The following is a 17,638-nucleotide window of genomic DNA, read 5'->3' as shown; positions in this document are numbered from 1 at the left end:
ACGTAAATGCCTACCTCTTTGTTATCGGGCCGCTCCCGGCTGCCTCTTTTTTCTCTGGTGATTATGGACATAGCCATCGCAATTGGTTGTGCTGAGCTGTCCGAATATATCCGTTTTGGGAATCATGCCACCCATTATGTGAATGCGATGGCCATACAGGCCCTTTTAGTCGTGGTTTTTTCGTTTTTGTGTGATGTTTACTCGCCGTGGCGTGGGCGTAAACTCATTGAGCGGCTCAGCAGAGTTTTTGCTGCATGGCTTCTGTCGTTTATGACGTTGTTTGCCATTTTGGTATTGACCAAAACCTCTGCGCAGTATTCCCGAATCTGGTTATTGATCTGGGGGGTGGGGGGCATTTTCATGGCGCTGCTGACCCGCTTTGTTCTCTATCGCATATTGATGTCGATTCGACGGCGCGGTCGCAATACCCGGCATGTGCTGGTGATTGGCGAAGGCCGTAACTTTGAGGCAATGCGCGCCTATTTTTCCAAAGACAACAGCTTGGGTTTCCGTTTGCAACATGTGATTGAGCATCACAATAATGAGCAGGCACTGGCAGAGCTACAAGAATACCTTGCTGAAAATAAAGGCTTTGATGAGTGCTGGCTTTGTATTCCTTTTAACAAAAACTCTCTGCTTCAGCCGGTGCTGTTCACCCTGCGCCACAGTACCGCCAACATTCGTTACATGCCAGGGCTGCAGGATCTGCCGCTGTTAAACCATAACATTACCAAAGTCGGTGATTTTGTTACCCTGGATATCAGTTGCTCCCCCATGGACAACAGTAACGCTTTTATTAAACGGATGTCTGATATTCTGTTTGCTAGCCTGATTCTGTTGCTGATATCACCCGTGATGATAGGTGTCGCCATTGCCGTGAAGCTTTCGTCACCGGGGCCAGTGTTTTTCAGGCAATACCGTCACGGTGCTTCTGGCAAGCAGGTGAAAGTGTATAAGTTCCGCAGTATGAAGGTACATAAGGAAGGCGAGGGTAAAGTAACCCAGGCCACCAAAGGTGATCCGCGAGTGACTAAAGTCGGTGCCTTTATTCGCCGCACCAGTCTGGATGAGCTGCCCCAGTTTATTAATGTGCTGCAGGGGCGGATGTCCATTGTCGGGCCAAGGCCTCATGCCCTGGCTCATAATGAGTATTACAAAGACCTGGTGGAATCCTATATGAAACGCCATAAAGTGAAACCGGGTATTACCGGTCTGGCCCAGGTGCGCGGCTTCAGGGGTGAGACCGATACACTGGATAAGATGCAGCGAAGGGTGGAGTGTGACCTGGAATACATCAACAACTGGTCGCTGTGGTTGGATATCAGGATTATCATCGGTACCGTGTTTAAAGGGTTTATGAACCCTAACGCCTATTGATTTGACGCTGCCTGCCTTGCCCGAAAAAGATAAGACTGAGACTTTTATGAGCAGCGGGCAGCGGATTTAAATAAACATGAAACAAGTTCTTTTTTTAGCATTGCTGGCGGTGATGCTCTGGCTGCCGTTACCCGAAGGCAGCAAGCCCGAGTGGGCGATAGGGATTATGATGATGCTGGTCTTCGGGCTGGCGTTGTTCTGGTTACTGGGTTATGCCCTGAATCGGCTGCCGGTGACCCTTGTTTTTCAGAAAGCCCGCTGGTTTCACGTTGGGTTTATTCTGATCACCAGCTGGCTGTTTATACAACAAACGCCGCTACCGGCTAATTGGGTAAAAACGATTTCCCCCCATGCGTGGGATATTCATTCTCAAGCCAGTTTGGCATTGGAATTGCCTCTTCCCGAATGGCTCCCACTCTCTATTGATCCTTTTGCCACGCTGGTTACGGCCTTGCTGACAATGGCTTATTACCTGCTGTTTTGCCTGTGTCTTCTACTGATTGACCGGCCTGAGAAACTGAAAATCTTTGCCTGGGTGCTGGTCATTTCAGGTATTTTACAAGCAGTGTTTGGTTCATTAACTACGCTGTCAGGTCTGGAGGTTTTGCTGTTCCGGGATAAGCCCTCTTACTTCGGTGTCGCCACCGGTACCTTTGTGAACCGTAACAGTTTTGCCGGTTTTCTGGAGATGACTTTAGCCGCTGGTATGGGGTTGCTGATTGCCCAGCTTAATGAGCGACCTTCCCAAAGTTGGCAGGAATGGCTGCACCGCACCCTGAAAACCCTGATGAGCAATAAGGTAATTCTCCGCACCGGGCTGGCCATTATGGTGATTGGTCTGGTGCTCTCGCGCTCACGTATGGGGAATACTGCGTTTTTCACAAGCCTGATGGTGACCGGCTTTTTGTACGTCATCTGTCGAAAACAGCTGAGCCGGAGTATGGTGGTGCTGTTTGTCAGTTTACTGGTGATCGACATTGCTATTGTCAGTCAATGGTTTGGCCTGGAGAAGGTGGTGGAGCGTCTTGAGCAGACTTCACTGGAACGGGAGACCCGTCCCAATGTCTCCGAAGTGACACTAAATGCCATTGGCGATTTTGGCCTGACCGGCTCCGGTGGCGGCTCCTTCTATACGACACTGCCTTTTTATCACGATGGTAGCTGGAGGGGGTATTATGACTTGGCCCATAATGATTTTCTGCAGTTTCCCCTGGAGTTTGGTTTGCTCGCTTATGCCATTCTGGCGCTGATGGTGCTTGCTGCGGTCTGGCATGCCATTGTGGCCATGCGCCAGCGTCGTAATCGGCTGATGATTGGTATGGGCTTTACAGCCTTTATGGGCATTCTGGCCATTATGATTCACTCATCGGTGGATTTTAATCTGCAAATCCCTTCTAACTCAGCGTATTTTATCTGCATGATGGCGCTGGCATTGCTGGCGCGATATTTGCCGACGGTTGGCAAAACACGCAGGTAAAAGATCTCTGGTGAGAGGTTTTTGAATAGGGATAAATCATGAAAGCCCCCGAAGTCACTGAGTTCAATGGCTATAAGGATGTCCACCTTAATAGACTATAATTTTCTGTCACATATGTATTGGAGCAACATATAAGCATGAAATTTACTATTGAAGGTAATGATTGCATGCCTCCACTTTCAGGAGGTTATTTAATCATTTTTCTTGACAACCAGGAAATACATGTTGTTAGTGTTCCATCTCCAAATATATTTGCAGATAGACATAAGGACAGCATTTCAGAAAATCATGATGAATTTGAAGACTCGAATGGAAATGAATTTTCAATATCGGTATGGTCTTCAAATGTGGGTGTGGATTGGCAGCTAGACATAACGTCAACTAATAATAGAGAAAACTTAAAAGAACGTATTGGTGTGGAGTATCGCCCAAATGACTTCTGACCGATGCAAAAGTAGTTTCTATGAAGAATTCTGTTCTGGTATAGAAATAATAGAAAACCAAAGTAATGATAAGTTTCACAATAAATTATATTTTTCTAATGTAATAAGCTTGATGGAAAAATATCTATATGACCTTTTCATAAATGAAATCTCTTCAAATAGGGAGGCGATTGTAAGATTAGGAATGCAGAATAAATTTAGAACTGAATCACTGAAAATTCCTTACTTGCTTCATCATACAGTTGAAGAATATTTAATTAATGCAATGAAAAACATGGTCTGGCATAGACTTAACGATATTGATGTTTTGTTCAAAAATGTAATTGGTATAAAGATTAATATCAGTACAACATTGCTTGAAATTCTCAACATAAGGCACCACATCATTCACAGAAATGGTTACGATCTTGAAGGAAATAAAGTAGTAATTGAAGATCAAGATTTACAATACTGTATAGCCCTAGTCAACTCTTTTGTATTCGAAATAGATAAAAAGTATCAGGCTCAAAGGTAAATGAACAAATTGTAGTTTTGTGCATTAGCAACATAACGAATCTGTCATTTATGACGCATGTCAACAATGGAAAGTAGATCATAAACTTGCTGATATTCTGCTCTTAACCATCTCTGCGGTCATTGCAGGTTGTGAAGATCGGTAAGAAATTGAAGACTTCGGCAATGAAAGGCAGCCATGAGCACACAATACCTGTCTGAAATCCTTGCTGGGTGTGAGGTTTCGTGATTTTTCCCCAGGCTTTTAAGCCTTTCAGCCACTTTTCAGTGGCTGAAAGCAATGCCTCCGGCTGGCTGGCAGCTATCCAGAAGATACTGTTGTGAGGTATCAATCACTGCCAGGTCATCCAGCGTATTCCGCCCAAGCAGAATACTCTGGGGAAATTTGGAACGTGAGGTAAGGCTGAACTCGGTGGTGGTTTTTATATTGCCCAGTTCGATAGTGGCTTCTATGACGGGCCGTCGTTGTGGTTTCCCGGAATGGGTTAGTACACGAATAAACCGTTTAACGGGTTTGAGCAGGGTCACTTCCCGACCATAACCGCCCCGCTCTGTCAGGATCTTGAACCTTACCCAGTCTGAACCATTGACTGAGGTTTCGAAATTAATATCCCTGGCATCCATAGAGGATGTGGTGGAACCGGAGTCAATCAGTGCGGGAAGTTGGGTATCAAACTGATGGTCAATGCGAGTCACGGTTTCCAGATGGCCCACCAGGTAACGGTTGCCAATATTGCACTGTTGAGAAGTGCTGGCCGAAAGGGGCTGAGACAGTGGCGGGAATAACAGCATCAGAGCCAGTGAAAGAAAACCAGCTGCATAGCGCAGCCTTAGAGAATACAACATATCTTCCTCCATGAAGGTACTACTTCTTTAACCTTTCCTTAAGTGTATTCATGGAGGATGGTGTTGCCGGAGGGTGCTGACCAGAGGCATTAAATGGCGATGTACCTAATTATCCCGATGATTGCTCAGGGTCAGGGCGTCAGGAGTTCAGCACTGCGAACGGGCTTATCGGGTTTCTGGTGAATGGGATTTGTGAAAACGTCAATATCACGGCGAAAATCATGAACGAGCCTCTGCTGACTAATGCCACCATTCTCCTTTGGGTGGTAGTTGCAGAGGTGCCGGTGATTAATGCATCATCTTGTGACGTCCCAGCAGTTCGAAATAGACAGAAACTATTCTTCAATAAAAGCAAAGTACGTTGTTTGCTCCAGCTAATTATACAATTGCCATTTGACAAGAGCAGGCAAAGGGTTGGCACACTGCGTTAGCCTCTCCTACAAATTCGCAACTATTGATTTTTGATGGTTATAGGTAATACTACTCTTACTCAAAATCCAAGAAAGCAAGGCTTGACTGTGTAACGTCAAGTTACGAAAATTCAGTAAGGTAGTACAATGTGATTGAGTTTTTATTGCATAAAAGGCCAGTGTCGCTCCAAGTAAAGAGGCGAGAAAATCTTCAAGCATGGAAAGATTTTATTTACGGGAGGGCCAGGCAATTCTGGCGTGGCCCACCTTTAACAGAAGATAACGACATACACCTAACAGTCGTCTATTTTTGTAATGATTCACCTGTCGATGTGGACAATATAATTAAACCTATTCAAGACGCACTTAGCAGCCTTGTATTCGCTGATGATGTGCAAATCACTGACGTTGAAAGCCATCGCCGCTATTTATCCGATGGTATTGATGTGTTACAAATTTGCCCTCTATGCTAGCTGAAGCAGCAGCAACAGGCGAAGAAAGTGTATATATTAAAGTTGGACTTGCTAGTGCTTTAGAGGAATATTTATGAAATCTTTTTATGAGAAGTGCGAGCAAAAAGCAAATGAGCTTGCTGAAGAGTTACATGAGAAAGGATACTCTGTTAATATACAGCCTCAGAGGGACTCACTTCCTTTCACTCTTGAAAATTATCAGCCTGATATTATTGCCACAAAAGGAACTGAAGGTCTTATCATAGAAATAAAATCCTCAGCCAAGCGAGTCTCTATTGATAAATTCCAAAGTATTTCAAATGAGATTTCAAAGCACGAAGGGTGGAGGTTCATATTGGTCACCCTTGACGATGAGGGGATTGATTTATTTTCATATAGCAATGAGTCTCTACCTAGTAGAGATGAAATCAATGAGCGCAAAGAAGAAGTTGAACAACTGATAACAATAGGAATGTTTGATGCTGCACTGTTGTATTTATGGAGTACATTGGAAAGCTGTTTAAGGATTTTAGCCTTAAATACAAACATTCCAGTAGAAAGATTGGCGTTTAATAAATTATCTGATCACTTATATTCTAATGGAGAATTATCTATCGAACAGCATGAGTACTTGAAACAGATAATAGTGTTAAGAAATCAAGCAGCGCATGGATTTAATACAGAAATTCAAGCAGATCAGTTAAACACCGGTGTCAAAATATTAGAAGATCTTAATACTAGAGAACGAGGCTAACACATATGCTTAGGGTAGACATTAAGCCCCACCCTCAGCACAAAGACCTAATCTTGTACGCCCTGAACAACCATCTCGTGCAGGGTGTTCACGTTTCGCATTATTTGCCCAGAAGTTGTGCAGCTTCCTTATATGTGAGAGCAGAGACTTTCCTGCATTCATCAGGGATAAAATGACATTACCAACTGCCTTTCACCACCCCGATTGATATTTGCCTAAAATCTGTTGTCAAAGAAATAAACAGACATTCAGGTGCACCAACATGCCTCAAGCTCAATACCAGTCTAAGAACCTCAACCACCTTGGCTTGGTTGCCGCTATGTGTCGGGAGTTAAAGATAGCCGAATACATTGATGCCCGTATCACAAATGACTCCGATGTTCGTAATGTCACTATTGGACAAGCTGTAGTTGCAATGATCATCAATGGCTTGGGCTTTACGGGGCAAACTCTGTACATGCTCCCTGAGTTTTTTGAGGATAAGCCGATTGACCGCCTTATCGGGGAAGGTATACAGGCTGAACACTTGAACGACAAGGTACTTGGTCGGGCTCTCGACAGTTTGTACGACGCTGGTGTTAGCGACTTGTATCTCAATCTGGCCGTCAAGGTCGTCAATCATCTGAAACTTCCTTGCAAGGCATTAAATCTGGATGGCACCAGCTTTCATGTGGATGGAGTCTATAACAGTCATGACAATCCAGACGACTTAAATTGTATTCATATCTGCCAAGGTTACAGCCGTGACCACCGGCCTGACCTGAATCAGGTAGTCTTGCAGTTAATGACTGAAAATCAGGCGGGCATCCCTGTGTTTATGGCCCCTGCCAGCGGTAATGTAAACGACAAAACCTGTTTTCAGGAAATTATCAAAAATCATCTGTCATGTTTTAAGGCCGCTTTGAATAGCCGCTATCTGGTTGCTGATGCTGCCATGTATGTTGCAGAAACCCTTCAGTTGCTTGATGAGCAAAAGCAGCTGTTTATCTCCCGGGTGCCCCTGAACATCAAGGAGGCAAAGGAGCTGGTCTGCAAAGCGCCAACCATGTCGCTGGTGCCTGTTGAAGGCTATGAAGATTACTACTCAGCTGAAGTGCCTTCCTGCTACGGAGGGGTTCAGCAACGATGGTTCCTGTTTCTCAACAAAAAGCGCGGGCTTAGTGAACGGAAAACATTGACCCGAAAGATGCAAAAGCAGTCACTGAAAGAGGCCCGTGATCTGGAGAAGCTGAGCAAAAAGGCCTTTTTGTGCCGGGACGATGCATTGAAGGCTTTTGCCTTGTGGCAGAAACAATCGAGACTTTGCCAAAGCGAAACAGAGCCAGAGGTTATCCGTAAACCCTGCTATTCGGGCAAAGGAAGACCATCGCCGGATAGCAAGCCTGATCACTTCGAGTACTTTGTGCAGGCTGAGTGCTTTGTTTCCTGCGAGAAAAGGGAGCATGCAGAAGCCTCACTGGGTTGTTTTATCCTAAGCACCAATGAACTGGATAAAAATAGTTTGAATGCCTCTGAGCTGCTGTCTACTTATAAGTCGCAACAAAAAGTTGAAGGCGGCTTTCGGTTCCTGAAGAGCCCGGACTTTCTGGTCTCTTCGCTCTATCTGAAGAAAGCGGAACGTATTGAAGCCCTGTTAATGGTGATGACTCTATGCCTGATGGTCTATGCTGCTATCCAGCACAGAATCAGGCAGGAACTGAAAAAGCAAAGTCGTGTATTTCCAGACCAGAAAAAAAAGCCCTGCCAGAACCCAACAGCAAGATGGGTATTTTTCTGTTTCCAGGGGCTTAGTGTATTAACGGTCAATAATCAGGAGGAACATGTGATTGGCTTGAAGGAAAGGCAGTGGACGATCATTCAAATTTTGGGCATTTTTTACGAGTCCATGTATTCCTGATAGGGGTGGTGAAAGGCGGTTACCAAACAACCGGGTTCCACTTTTCATCGCCTTATGCGTCGAGATTTCTTCAATGGCTCCACTTTCATAAAGGTTCGCCTGCGCAGCGTGGGCAAGATACTTTTTCAACGTCACAACCACGAAGGATATTAGAATCAGACTAAACACCAGTGTCGCTGATTTAGTGTTAAAACGATGCCACCCTGAATAGGACTTGGTCAAAGTTATTGAGGAGGTTCTGAGTAAAAACTCATAAAAAAAATCCAGAGGTCGGCGCCGACACGCTGCCCCTGAATTTGGCGTTATGCGCTTAGTAGTAAGGTGCATTCAACTATCTGCTATATTGTATTTCCTGAATTAATTATTTTGTATGAGGTTTTCTATAGTGAGTCAACTGAAAAGAATAAAGTCGGCCTTGATTAACTAAGCTTATCTTGATCCAAAAGATTTCAAAATTAATATAATCCGAGGTGAGCCAGCTACTGTAGAACATCTCGAATCAGGAATAACCATATCAATCTATCCAAATGATTCGATTATTGTTAATGGGGCAGCATTAAAAATATGGGCCATGAACAAAAATTAAAAGTTTGGATTTAGACAGTGATGAATGGGTGAATGTTTGGAGAAGACTTAAAGATAATAACGAGATATAAAACATTTAAAAAGTCATGGGGTTAATAATTGATTGCCTTCATTAAGTGGTTAAATGAACCAAACCGAATCAAAAATTGGTTCTCTTGGTTGGCCTGGGTTAGCTTATCTGCATTATTCATTGCGGCTGGTCATAAGGCAGGATACTGGCCAGTAACATTTCTGGGTATTTTTTCTGCATTCTTATGTTGGGTTTCTTCTGTTCATAGTTTATCAAACCTCGTAGGGGATTTTATTACCAAAAGGTTACCAAAATGGTTGGGCTGGCCTATTGCAGGTATTGTTGTTGCTATAATGCCACTTGGTATCCTGATTCTACTATCAATGTCACTGGTCGCACTCATCAGCAGCGCATAACGAATAAGGATAGATCGCGCCCAGCCGCAATCTTATCCTGTTGTTGCACAAGCAGACGACGCTAGACGTGCCGCCGCTTTGCTCATCGTTAAGTGCTATTCATGAAAATTGAACAAATGAATATTTGGATGAATTTCAAAGTTAGGCTTAATATCATGTCTTTTCAAGTCTGCCATTTCCTGAATAGCTTCTGGAGTTAGTACTTTGGAAATACCATCTTGGATAATTCCGATAAAGTGTATGAGAGATTCATTAGATAGATAGTGGTATAAACGCCATATCCTGATGCCTTGAATTCTATTTTCTATCATGAAATTGAAGTATTCAGATAAGCAATGATCGCATCGATTTAAATTTTCTATCATTAAATTTAAGACTCTGCGAGCACCAAAACACCATGCTACCCTGTGCTCATCATACATAAGCCGATCTAATATCTCTTCGTAATCAGAGTGAACAGATGAGCTACTAAGGCAAATGACAAACAATACATACTGAAAGTATTTACTTTTCACGCTGGCAACCTGCTATAGATCAGTAAGTTAGCGGTATTATAGTTTTCGTACTCCCCTGTAGCACGCACCTAAACGGGTAAGAGCTGGCCTTTCTCCAGCTCTCCCCAGTCGAGTCAACCAAGCATTCGGGCATGTAGATCTATACCGCAGTAATATGGGTGAGAATTAATGCAGAATCCCATTGGGTCTTCTCCATGTGGGATTGATTGGTTGCCTTTAGCTTATTGTTTCGGCAATAAGCTGGGGAGAAGGCTCAATAAGTACCGAATGGTTCCAGTTCGTTCCGGGCCTGCGCCCCCTCCAACCGACGTCCGCAGCGCGGTTGAACCAGGCGTTATGCTCCTATCAATTCTTCTAGTTCACAATTTGTAAAATTCCCTTATGCGTGCTAGAGTTCACAATACGTGAACATAGAGACTATTATGCACGTTATCTCAAGAAAGCCGTTTAACGAGGCTGCAAAAAAGTATCCAAACGATGCTACTGCAATTGACGCAACCTATAAGTCATTGAGAAATAGTGATTTTCATAGCCCGAATGAGTTGAGTTCACTATTCCCCAGCTTGGATAATTTCAAGTACAAAGATAAATGGTGGGTAATAGATGTTGGTGGCAACAACCTTCGACTCATAGCTTTCATTGAGTTCAGAGACAGTAGAATGTATGTCAAACACATCGTCTCACACTCTGAATACGACAAACTATGCAAGAAGTACGCAAAGGAGGCTGGTACATGAGATACACAAATCTTAAGCAAAAGGCTCTAGACTTTTTTTCTGAAGCAGGCTTTGTAAGTCGTATTCATAGTGAGGAAGAGTACGAACAAGCTCTGGAATTAATGGAAGAACTCATCGAAGACTACGATAAATATCTTCCTCTAATCGAAGTTCTCTCTATATCCATTGAAAAATGGGAAGATGAGTCTGAGGATTTTTCAGATTTCAATGCAAGAATTGAAGCTCTGGATGATGGTGTAGCTGTTCTAAGAACACTAATGGATCAATATCAGCTCAAAGCTGATGATTTAAAAAGTGAGCTGGGAAGTAAGAGTTTGGTTTCAATGATCTTGAATGGTTCACGAAATCTAACCAGAGATCATATTCAGGCTCTTTCACAACGGTTCAAAATATCGCCGTCTGTATTCTTCAGTGGAGCATAAATCGGGTAGCCGGAGGATTCTAACCTCCAGCCCCCACTCCACGAAGCGTGCGGGTCCGCACTACACGAGTCACCGAGGATGGTGAAACCTGATCCATAAGTCTTTCAGAGAAACAAGCCCAGGATTTGCAAGAAAGCTGTCGTTCAATGCTTGCTATACTGCGAACGTTTTGCTCAACCGGTAATACCCTTTGTTACTGGCTGCGATCGAGGCGGCTTTGATATGGTCAACGCCTAACTTGATCAGATTTATATAACGAGTTTTCGGCTTACGCCACTGCTTGATAAAACAGCAACGGATGCGCCGACGTATCCATTGATCCAGTAACAGTATGGGGCAGTAATTAAAGCGAAGCAGGCCCTTCTGTGACCAGCGGATTCTCTTCCCTGTGAAGGTAAAACTCAGGAACTCGATCTCGTGAATTTCACCACCTTGCTTGTGGTCGGGTTGACTGTCAGTTTTAGTCGACGTTCAAGGTACTGAGTGATGCTTTCCATCACCCTTTCCCCTGCCCATTGCCTGCGAACCAATATCACGAAGTCATCGCAATATCTTGCGAAACAGTGACCCCGGTATTCCAGTTCCTTGTCCAGGTTATCAAGAAGTACATTCAACAGTAGCGGTTAAAGTGGATCACCTTGTGACATACCTACCCGAGTGGGGTAGCATTGCCCATCAATCTTATCAGTTGGCCTGTTAAGCGCAAGATCCGATGCTGGTTTACCCAGAAGGGACTTTCATCCCATAATTTCATGCCCATGCCGGGCGTACCAAAAAATTTCAGCGGACACTAGCTCCGTTCGTGCCGCTGAATTTGGCTTTAGGCTCCTAAAATATCATTTGGTATGATTGCGCATTAAGCTATCATTTCAAATCATGAATAATGCAAATAGAAAAACACTAAAGGCGCTATTTGCCGACCCGATAAATGGCAATATTGAGTGGCGCAAGCTCGAAGCATTGTTTCTGTCATTGGGAGCCAAACGGACAACTAAGGGAGGTTCTTCAGTCAGTTTCGTTCTGAATGATGTACGTGCTGATTTTCATAGACCGCACCCAGACAAAGCATCGCTACGGTACCGGATTAAGGATGCCAGGCGTTTTCTGGAACAGGCAGGGATTAAACCATGAATATAATGAAATATAGAGGCTATATAGCCAGAGTTGAATACGATGATGAAGATCGTATATTTGTAGGGCATCTGGCTGGCATAAAAGATATTGTTGGTTTTCATGGTTCTTCTGTAGATGAACTGGAAACGGCTTTTCATGATGCGGTTAATGACTATATTGCAATCAGTGAAAAAACGGGGCGTCCGGTTCAGAGACCCTATTCGGGCAATCTGATGCTGCGGATTTCACCGGAAGTTCATGCTGCTGCTGCGACTGCCGCCGAAGCAAAAGGGAAAAGCCTGAACCAGTGGGCTTCAGAAGTTCTAAGCAATGCTTCTCAAATTTAACCTCTCTGCCTACCGGAGCCTAAATCGGGTAAGAGCTGGTCTTTCTCCAGCTCTCCCCACACCACAACAGTATGCGGGTCCGCGCCTGGCGATTGACCGAGGATGGTGAAACCTGATCCATAAGTCTTTCAGAGCAACAAGCCCAGGATTTGCAAGAAAGCTGCCGTTTAATGCCTGCTGCACTGCGAACGTTTTGCTCAACCGATAATTTCACGTGCCCTTGCGGTGAATAGCTTTTAAACATGATCGATATTCATAACCATATTATCCCCGCCATTGATGATGGCCCGGACACCCCGGAGCAGTCTCTGGAACTGCTGCGTATTGCCGAAGCCAATGATATCCAGCGGTTAGTCTGTACGCCCCATATGCATCCTGGTCGTTACGATAACGATATCACCACCATTGCTCCCGCCTTTGATGCACTGTTAGGCTTAGCCCTTGAAGCAGGCGTGGGTATTCAACTGGCCATGGGCGCTGAGGTGCGCTTCAGTGACGAGTTGATGTTTCAGCTCCGCAATGAGCGTATTCCGATGATCGGCAAGTGGGAGGGCAACGACTGTCTGTTGCTGGAGATGCCTCACCAGAATATTCCCATGGGCATTGAAGAAATGCTTGAGTGGCTGACTCGGCAGCATGTGAGGGTAGTGATTGCTCACCCGGAACGTAATAAAGAATTGATGGCCTACCCTGAGCGAATCTTCCCGCTGGTGGAGAGGGGCGCTTTGTTGCAGGTGACTGCGGGTTGCATTCCCGGTTTTTTTGGTGAAAAGGCGCAGACCACAGCCCGCTGGCTACTGGATCATGAACTGGTGCAATTTGTGGCTTCTGATGCTCATCACAGCAAACATCGACCACCCGCGATGAAGGCTGCTGCAGAGGTGCTGGATGACTGGTACGGTAAGGAGTTTCGGGATCAGTTGACGATGATCAATCCGGACTTGTTGACCTTTTCGCTCTTTGGTAACCAATCACTCTTAAAGGCTGGACGTGATGTTTAAGCGATGGTTGATGGTTTTTCCAGCGATAGTTCTGCTGGTAACCGCCTTGAATACTGCATGGAATCTGGTGCAGTCGCAGATATGGCGCTCCCAGACAGAGAACTTTCTCGATCATTGGGCTGCTAAAACGAAAGAAGATGACGGCTTCTCGGTGGATAAAGAAGAGTGGCAACTCACGCTGAATGGTGCAGATAAGGCGTTAGACAACATGCCAGGCTCTCCGGACTTGCTGGTGATGCGTGCCAAAGTACTTGATCGGGGAGTACAAGCGGGCTGGTCAAAGCATGATTACGGAGAGCTGTCAGAACTTGACGCCTGGCAACAATCCATTCTGTTAAGGCCTGGCTGGCCTTATAGCTGGAGCAACTATGCTCAGGCTCGTTCACAGCGATCATTAATTGACTCGTCGTTTGAGCAGGCATTGGTTCGCGCTGACCAACTCGGTCCGTGGGAACAATACGTAATGGAAAACGCCAGCATTCTTGGCAGATATTATCACGGATGGTTGTCTGAGCCGACTCAGCAGATGCTCAATAGCAGTCATCAGCGGCTGGTAACGCTTTATCCTCATCGGGCTAAACAGATAGAACAGAAATACCCACTGCCTTAAAGTATTAGCTATTTTCCCCAAAGGGCATAAAAAGCTCTTAAATCACAAAAGTACAATTGATTATGCTGAAAAAATGTCTTTTCCCTGCTGCCGGGTACGGTACGCGTTTTCTGCCTGCTACTAAAAGTATGCCCAAAGAGATGATGCCGGTGGTGTCCAAACCACTGATTGAATACGGTGTAGAAGAATCCCTGCAGGCTGGCTTATCGGACATCTGTATGGTGACTGGTCGCGGTAAGCGAGCACTGGAGGATCACTTCGATACCAATTACGAGCTGGAGCACCAGATCGCAGGTACGGACAAAGAAACATTGTTGACCAATATTCGACAGTTGATCGACAGCTGTACTTTTTCGTACACACGACAGCGAGAGATGAAAGGTCTGGGCCATGCCATTCTCTGTGGTGAAACATTAATTGGCAAGCAGCCCTTTGGTGTGGTCCTGGCCGATGACCTGTGTATCAATGCCGATGGGCCTGGTGTACTGGCACAGATGGCACAGCTCTACAAACAGTTCCGTTGCTCAATTGTGGCAGTCATGGAAGTGCCGGAAGATGAAGTCCATAAATACGGTGTCATTGCCGGACAGGCTATTTCTGATGACCTGATTCGCGTAGAAAATATGGTGGAAAAACCTGCCAGAGAAGAGGCTCCCAGTAATCTGGCCATTATCGGGCGCTATATTCTCACTCCGGACATTTTCGACCTGATCAGAGATACCCAGCCGGGCAAGGGAGGTGAGATCCAGATTACCGATGCGCTGATGACCCAGGCTCAGCTTGGCTGTGTGCTGGCTTATAAATTCAAGGGCAGACGGTTCGATTGCGGCAGTATTGAAGGTTTCATCGAAGCCACTAACTATTGCTACGATAAGCTTTACGCTCATTAATAATAAGTGGTTGACTTTGAACCCACTTTTTGAATAATTAGTCTCAGGTTTCACCGGGGGCGATCTGGATTCGACGACGGTTACGAAACCTTAGGTGCATGTCGAGAATGTAGTGATTCTCGTAAATCAAAACACTACAACCTTTTAGTTGCTAACGAAGACAACTTCCAAGGAGCTCTGGCAGCCTAAACCCTGCCTCCTCCCGGTCACTCCGACTTGCCTGTTGGCTGGAAATGACCGCTACTGAAAACAGGATCGCCTTGATGTCTGCCTGGGGCTGACAGGTTAAACTTTTCAGGATCGCGCAGTGTCACCCTGACCGTTGGGTCGTTCTGCGTTAACCTAATAACGGAATCTAAGCATGTAGAGCCGAAGGCGGAGAATCGGCGGACGCGGGTTCAATTCCCGCCGCCTCCACCAACTTGTCAATAGCCCTAATGAGTTCTTAGCAACCATTAGGGCTTTTTATTTTAAATTAACTATCAACCCTCGTTACTGACTCTCGAATCCATCAGGCTTCTTCTTGCCATCATAACTGACCCAGACTTTAATCCTGTTGGCATCGCCATTATCAATCCATAATAATCCATATGGATCCGCGCCTTCACTCACACTGACACTGGGGGCCTCACCAGTCTTTTTCTCCCACCAAAATTTCGCCACTCTCTCAGAGTGTGCTTTGCTTTTCACCAGGAACAGCTGGGTAGCAGCCGACTTTTCGCTACAAGCACCGGATTCAAGATAATGGATATTCATGGATTGACCGTTTTCATACGCCTGAATCGTCCCCACATAACGAGGCACAACAAAGTCAACACATACGCCCGATGAGTCCCACACTGCCTTAACGGAGTAGGCGTCCTCATCGGGTCCGACTTTCTGAAAGATTTCTACCTGCCTCACACCGTCGGAGAGAACATTCAGGGAGCATAAAGAGAACACAACCGTTAAAAACGCGAGCTTAAAGGCCTGCCTTGTATTTTGCGTCAACATAATGGAATCTCTCGCTACATCACAACAACTTACATTCTAGCTGCCTTTCACCACCCCGATTGATATTTGCCTAAAATCTGTTGTCAAAGAAATAAACAGACATTCAGGTGCACCAACATGCCTCAAGCTCAATACCAGTCTAAGAACCTCAACCACCTTGGCTTGAAGTGGTCTAATGACACCGGACACCTCGTTAAGCACAATAGTGCAACCAGTAACGAGGTTCATAATGGCAACGCGAAAACATTATTCTCAGGAATTCAAACTCAAAGCTGGAAAACTGTTTACTGAACAAGCTCAGTCGCCTACAGCAGTCGCCAGAAGTCTAGGAATTTGTGCGACTAACCTCCGTCGTTGGGTTCGACTCAGTGAAGAGAAGAAAGAGCTGGCTTTCCCCGGCAAAGGCCATCAGGCCCTGACGACTGAACAGCAGAGAATCAAAGAGCTTGAAGCTGAAAACAAACAGCTGAAAATGGAACAGGAAATCTTAAAAAAAGCCATGGCCTTCTTTGCGAAAGACCAGCTGTAAGATACGCCTTCATACAGCGGGAGAGGAAGGCCTATCCTGTCGTAACGCTATGCAAAGCACTAAAAGTTAGTCGCAGCAGCTTCTACTAATGGAATAAACAACAGGCAAAAAATCAACAGATTGACCCGGAGATGTTTCGCCTGGAGGCAGATGCCCGAGAGATTTTTGCTCAATCAGGTGACTCTTATGGAAGTCGTCGAATGGCGAAAGCCCTGCATTCAAAAGGTTACAGCATAGGGCGTTATCAGGCCAAAACCCTGATGCAACGGCTTGGCCTGCGGGTTCGGGTGGTCAAAAAATTCAAGGTGACAACCAACAGCAAACACAAACTGCCAGTGGCGGCAAACCTTTTGAATCGTGAGTTTTCAGTTTCAGCACCCGACAGAGTATACGTAGCTGATATCAGCTACCTCTGGACTCGTGAAGGCTGGGTTTATCTGGCGGCTGTCGTTGATCTGTTTTTGCGTATTCTGGTCAGCTTGAACACCCATTCTGGTTCATTTGAACACCCTGGATCTCCTACGCATCACCCAGTCTGATTTTTAGTCCAAGTGTTCAAGTGTTTCCAGTTTTCCCAGCTTCTTGCGCATGGATTCCCCTTTCAGCGTAATCCTGTGGGCGTTGTGCATCAGGCGATCCAGAATGGCGTCTGCCAGAGTCTCATCACCGATGCTGCCATGCCATTGCCGGGTCGGTAGCTGGCTGGTAACCAACGTTGAACTTTGTTCGTGACGGTCATCCATCACTTCCAGTAAATCGTTGCGTTGCTGCTGGGTCAGAGGTTCCAGCCCCCAGTCATCCAGTATCAACAAATCCACCTTCGCCAGTTGCTTGAGTTGCCTGCTGTAGCTGCCATCACCATGGGCAAGGCTCAGCTCTTCCAGTAAGCGCGAGAGTCGGTAATAGCGGACACTGTAACCCTGTATGCAGGCCCGGTGTCCCAGTGCACAAGCCAGGTAACTTTTACCACTGCCACAAGGTCCGGTAATCAGCAGGTTCCTGTGCCTGTTTAACCAGTCCTCGCTGGACAGTGTGGCTATTTGGACTTTCTTCAACCCCCGGGGATGTTCGTAGTCAATGTCGTCTACCCGTGCAGCCAGCTTAAACCTGGCCGCCCTCAGTAACCGGGCAAGACGTTTGTTATTGCGCTCGGTCTCTTCCTGTTCTGTCAGGAGGGCCAGCCGCTCCACAAAGCTCAGGCTGTCGTAGGTGCCGGGCTGCTCCAGTTGCTGAGCCAGGGCATCGGCCATGCCTGTCAGGCGCAGTGACCGCAGACGGGTCAGAGTTTGATTCATCATGAT

General features: G+C 45.7%; 21 protein-coding genes and 1 other RNA gene. 18 read left to right on the top strand and 4 right to left on the bottom strand.

What is annotated here, in order from left to right:
- Window positions 1-6 precede the first annotated feature (6 nt).
- From ACOJUO_RS11835 to ACOJUO_RS11820, 4 genes are all read left to right on the top strand, one after another.
- Window positions 7-1,377, top strand: coding sequence for an undecaprenyl-phosphate glucose phosphotransferase (locus ACOJUO_RS11835; RefSeq protein ID WP_422136897.1), 1,371 nt, complete (start codon window positions 7-9; stop codon window positions 1,375-1,377).
- A gap of 76 nt (window positions 1,378-1,453) precedes the next feature.
- The gene (locus ACOJUO_RS11830) at window positions 1,454-2,854 is read left to right on the top strand and encodes an O-antigen ligase family protein (protein WP_422136896.1); all 1,401 of its coding nucleotides are present in this window, start codon (window positions 1,454-1,456) and stop codon (window positions 2,852-2,854) included.
- A gap of 137 nt (window positions 2,855-2,991) precedes the next feature.
- On the top strand, window positions 2,992-3,297 hold the full coding sequence (locus tag ACOJUO_RS11825; protein ID WP_422136895.1) for a hypothetical protein: 306 nt from the start codon (window positions 2,992-2,994) through the stop codon (window positions 3,295-3,297).
- On the top strand, window positions 3,287-3,811 hold the full coding sequence (locus ACOJUO_RS11820; RefSeq protein ID WP_422136894.1) for a hypothetical protein: 525 nt from the start codon (window positions 3,287-3,289) through the stop codon (window positions 3,809-3,811). The genes ACOJUO_RS11825 and ACOJUO_RS11820 overlap by 11 nt, the downstream gene beginning before the upstream one ends.
- 263 nt (window positions 3,812-4,074) lie before the next feature.
- On the opposite strand, the gene ACOJUO_RS11815 is transcribed toward ACOJUO_RS11820, so the two are convergent.
- Window positions 4,075-4,656 (bottom strand): ATP-dependent zinc protease, encoded by a 582-nt coding sequence (locus tag ACOJUO_RS11815; protein WP_422136893.1) that lies wholly within the window; start codon window positions 4,654-4,656, stop codon window positions 4,075-4,077.
- Window positions 4,657-5,215: 559 nt separating this feature from the next.
- On the opposite strand from ACOJUO_RS11815, the gene ACOJUO_RS11810 reads away from it, so the two are divergent.
- The 4 genes from ACOJUO_RS11810 (at window position 5,216) to ACOJUO_RS11795 (ending at window position 9,180) form a co-directional block, all read left to right on the top strand.
- Window positions 5,216-5,539, top strand: coding sequence for a RusA family crossover junction endodeoxyribonuclease (locus tag ACOJUO_RS11810; protein ID WP_422139878.1), 324 nt, complete (start codon window positions 5,216-5,218; stop codon window positions 5,537-5,539).
- Between the two features lie 73 nt (window positions 5,540-5,612).
- Window positions 5,613-6,272: a hypothetical protein gene (locus ACOJUO_RS11805; RefSeq protein WP_422139877.1), complete on the top strand. Its 660-nt coding sequence runs from the start codon at window positions 5,613-5,615 to the stop codon at window positions 6,270-6,272.
- A gap of 262 nt (window positions 6,273-6,534) precedes the next feature.
- On the top strand, window positions 6,535-8,169 hold the full coding sequence (locus ACOJUO_RS11800) for an IS1634 family transposase (RefSeq protein ID WP_422139876.1): 1,635 nt from the start codon (window positions 6,535-6,537) through the stop codon (window positions 8,167-8,169).
- Between the two features lie 684 nt (window positions 8,170-8,853).
- Window positions 8,854-9,180 (top strand): hypothetical protein, encoded by a 327-nt coding sequence (locus ACOJUO_RS11795; RefSeq protein ID WP_422139875.1) that lies wholly within the window; start codon window positions 8,854-8,856, stop codon window positions 9,178-9,180.
- A gap of 95 nt (window positions 9,181-9,275) precedes the next feature.
- Here ACOJUO_RS11795 and ACOJUO_RS11790 read toward each other — a convergent pair whose 3' ends face one another.
- Window positions 9,276-9,695 (bottom strand): hypothetical protein, encoded by a 420-nt coding sequence (locus ACOJUO_RS11790; protein ID WP_422139874.1) that lies wholly within the window; start codon window positions 9,693-9,695, stop codon window positions 9,276-9,278.
- A gap of 422 nt (window positions 9,696-10,117) precedes the next feature.
- Here ACOJUO_RS11790 and ACOJUO_RS11785 point away from each other — a divergent pair, with 422 nt between their 5' ends.
- The 8 genes from ACOJUO_RS11785 (at window position 10,118) to ssrA (ending at window position 15,235) form a co-directional block, all read left to right on the top strand.
- Complete coding sequence (locus ACOJUO_RS11785; protein WP_422136890.1) at window positions 10,118-10,432, top strand: type II toxin-antitoxin system HigB family toxin; 315 nt, start codon at window positions 10,118-10,120, stop codon at window positions 10,430-10,432.
- Window positions 10,429-10,854, top strand: a complete 426-nt coding sequence (locus ACOJUO_RS11780) for a helix-turn-helix domain-containing protein (RefSeq protein WP_422136889.1) — start codon at window positions 10,429-10,431, stop codon at window positions 10,852-10,854. The genes ACOJUO_RS11785 and ACOJUO_RS11780 overlap by 4 nt, the downstream gene beginning before the upstream one ends.
- An 876-nt stretch (window positions 10,855-11,730) precedes the next feature.
- Window positions 11,731-11,985 carry a type II toxin-antitoxin system HicA family toxin gene (locus tag ACOJUO_RS11775; protein ID WP_422136888.1) on the top strand — a complete coding sequence of 85 codons (255 nt, stop codon included), beginning with the start codon at window positions 11,731-11,733 and terminating at the stop codon, window positions 11,983-11,985.
- A complete protein-coding gene (locus ACOJUO_RS11770) occupies window positions 11,982-12,314 on the top strand; it encodes a type II toxin-antitoxin system HicB family antitoxin (RefSeq protein ID WP_422136887.1) in 333 nt (110 codons plus the stop codon). The genes ACOJUO_RS11775 and ACOJUO_RS11770 overlap by 4 nt, the downstream gene beginning before the upstream one ends.
- Before the next feature lie 242 nt (window positions 12,315-12,556).
- The gene (locus tag ACOJUO_RS11765) at window positions 12,557-13,315 is read left to right on the top strand and encodes a tyrosine-protein phosphatase (protein WP_422139873.1); all 759 of its coding nucleotides are present in this window, start codon (window positions 12,557-12,559) and stop codon (window positions 13,313-13,315) included.
- Window positions 13,308-13,925: a hypothetical protein gene (locus ACOJUO_RS11760; protein WP_422139872.1), complete on the top strand. Its 618-nt coding sequence runs from the start codon at window positions 13,308-13,310 to the stop codon at window positions 13,923-13,925. The genes ACOJUO_RS11765 and ACOJUO_RS11760 overlap by 8 nt, the downstream gene beginning before the upstream one ends.
- 62 nt (window positions 13,926-13,987) lie before the next feature.
- Entirely contained in the window at window positions 13,988-14,815 is an 828-nt protein-coding gene (gene galU / locus ACOJUO_RS11755) for a UTP--glucose-1-phosphate uridylyltransferase GalU (protein ID WP_422136884.1), read from the top strand.
- A 55-nt stretch (window positions 14,816-14,870) separates the two neighbouring features.
- Window positions 14,871-15,235: a transfer-messenger RNA gene (gene ssrA, locus ACOJUO_RS11750) on the top strand.
- Window positions 15,236-15,307: 72 nt separating this feature from the next.
- Here the strand turns inward: ssrA and ACOJUO_RS11745 are convergent.
- The gene (locus tag ACOJUO_RS11745; protein WP_422136883.1) at window positions 15,308-15,808 is read right to left on the bottom strand and encodes a hypothetical protein; all 501 of its coding nucleotides are present in this window, start codon (window positions 15,806-15,808) and stop codon (window positions 15,308-15,310) included.
- 229 nt (window positions 15,809-16,037) lie between these two features.
- Here ACOJUO_RS11745 and ACOJUO_RS11740 point away from each other — a divergent pair, with 229 nt between their 5' ends.
- A complete protein-coding gene (locus ACOJUO_RS11740; RefSeq protein ID WP_422139871.1) occupies window positions 16,038-16,337 on the top strand; it encodes a transposase in 300 nt (99 codons plus the stop codon).
- A 131-nt stretch (window positions 16,338-16,468) separates the two neighbouring features.
- Window positions 16,469-16,876 carry an IS3 family transposase gene (locus ACOJUO_RS11735; protein WP_422139870.1) on the top strand — a complete coding sequence of 136 codons (408 nt, stop codon included), beginning with the start codon at window positions 16,469-16,471 and terminating at the stop codon, window positions 16,874-16,876.
- 3 nt (window positions 16,877-16,879) lie between these two features.
- On the opposite strand, the gene istB is transcribed toward ACOJUO_RS11735, so the two are convergent.
- Window positions 16,880-17,638, bottom strand: coding sequence for an IS21-like element helper ATPase IstB (gene istB, locus ACOJUO_RS11730; protein ID WP_317146525.1), 759 nt, complete (start codon window positions 17,636-17,638; stop codon window positions 16,880-16,882).

Origin of the sequence: Endozoicomonas sp. ALC020, from assembly GCF_049275935.1 — a bacterium.
Lineage (GTDB): Bacteria > Pseudomonadota > Gammaproteobacteria > Pseudomonadales > Endozoicomonadaceae > Endozoicomonas_A.
This window is presented reverse-complemented; position numbering and strand designations above follow the sequence as displayed.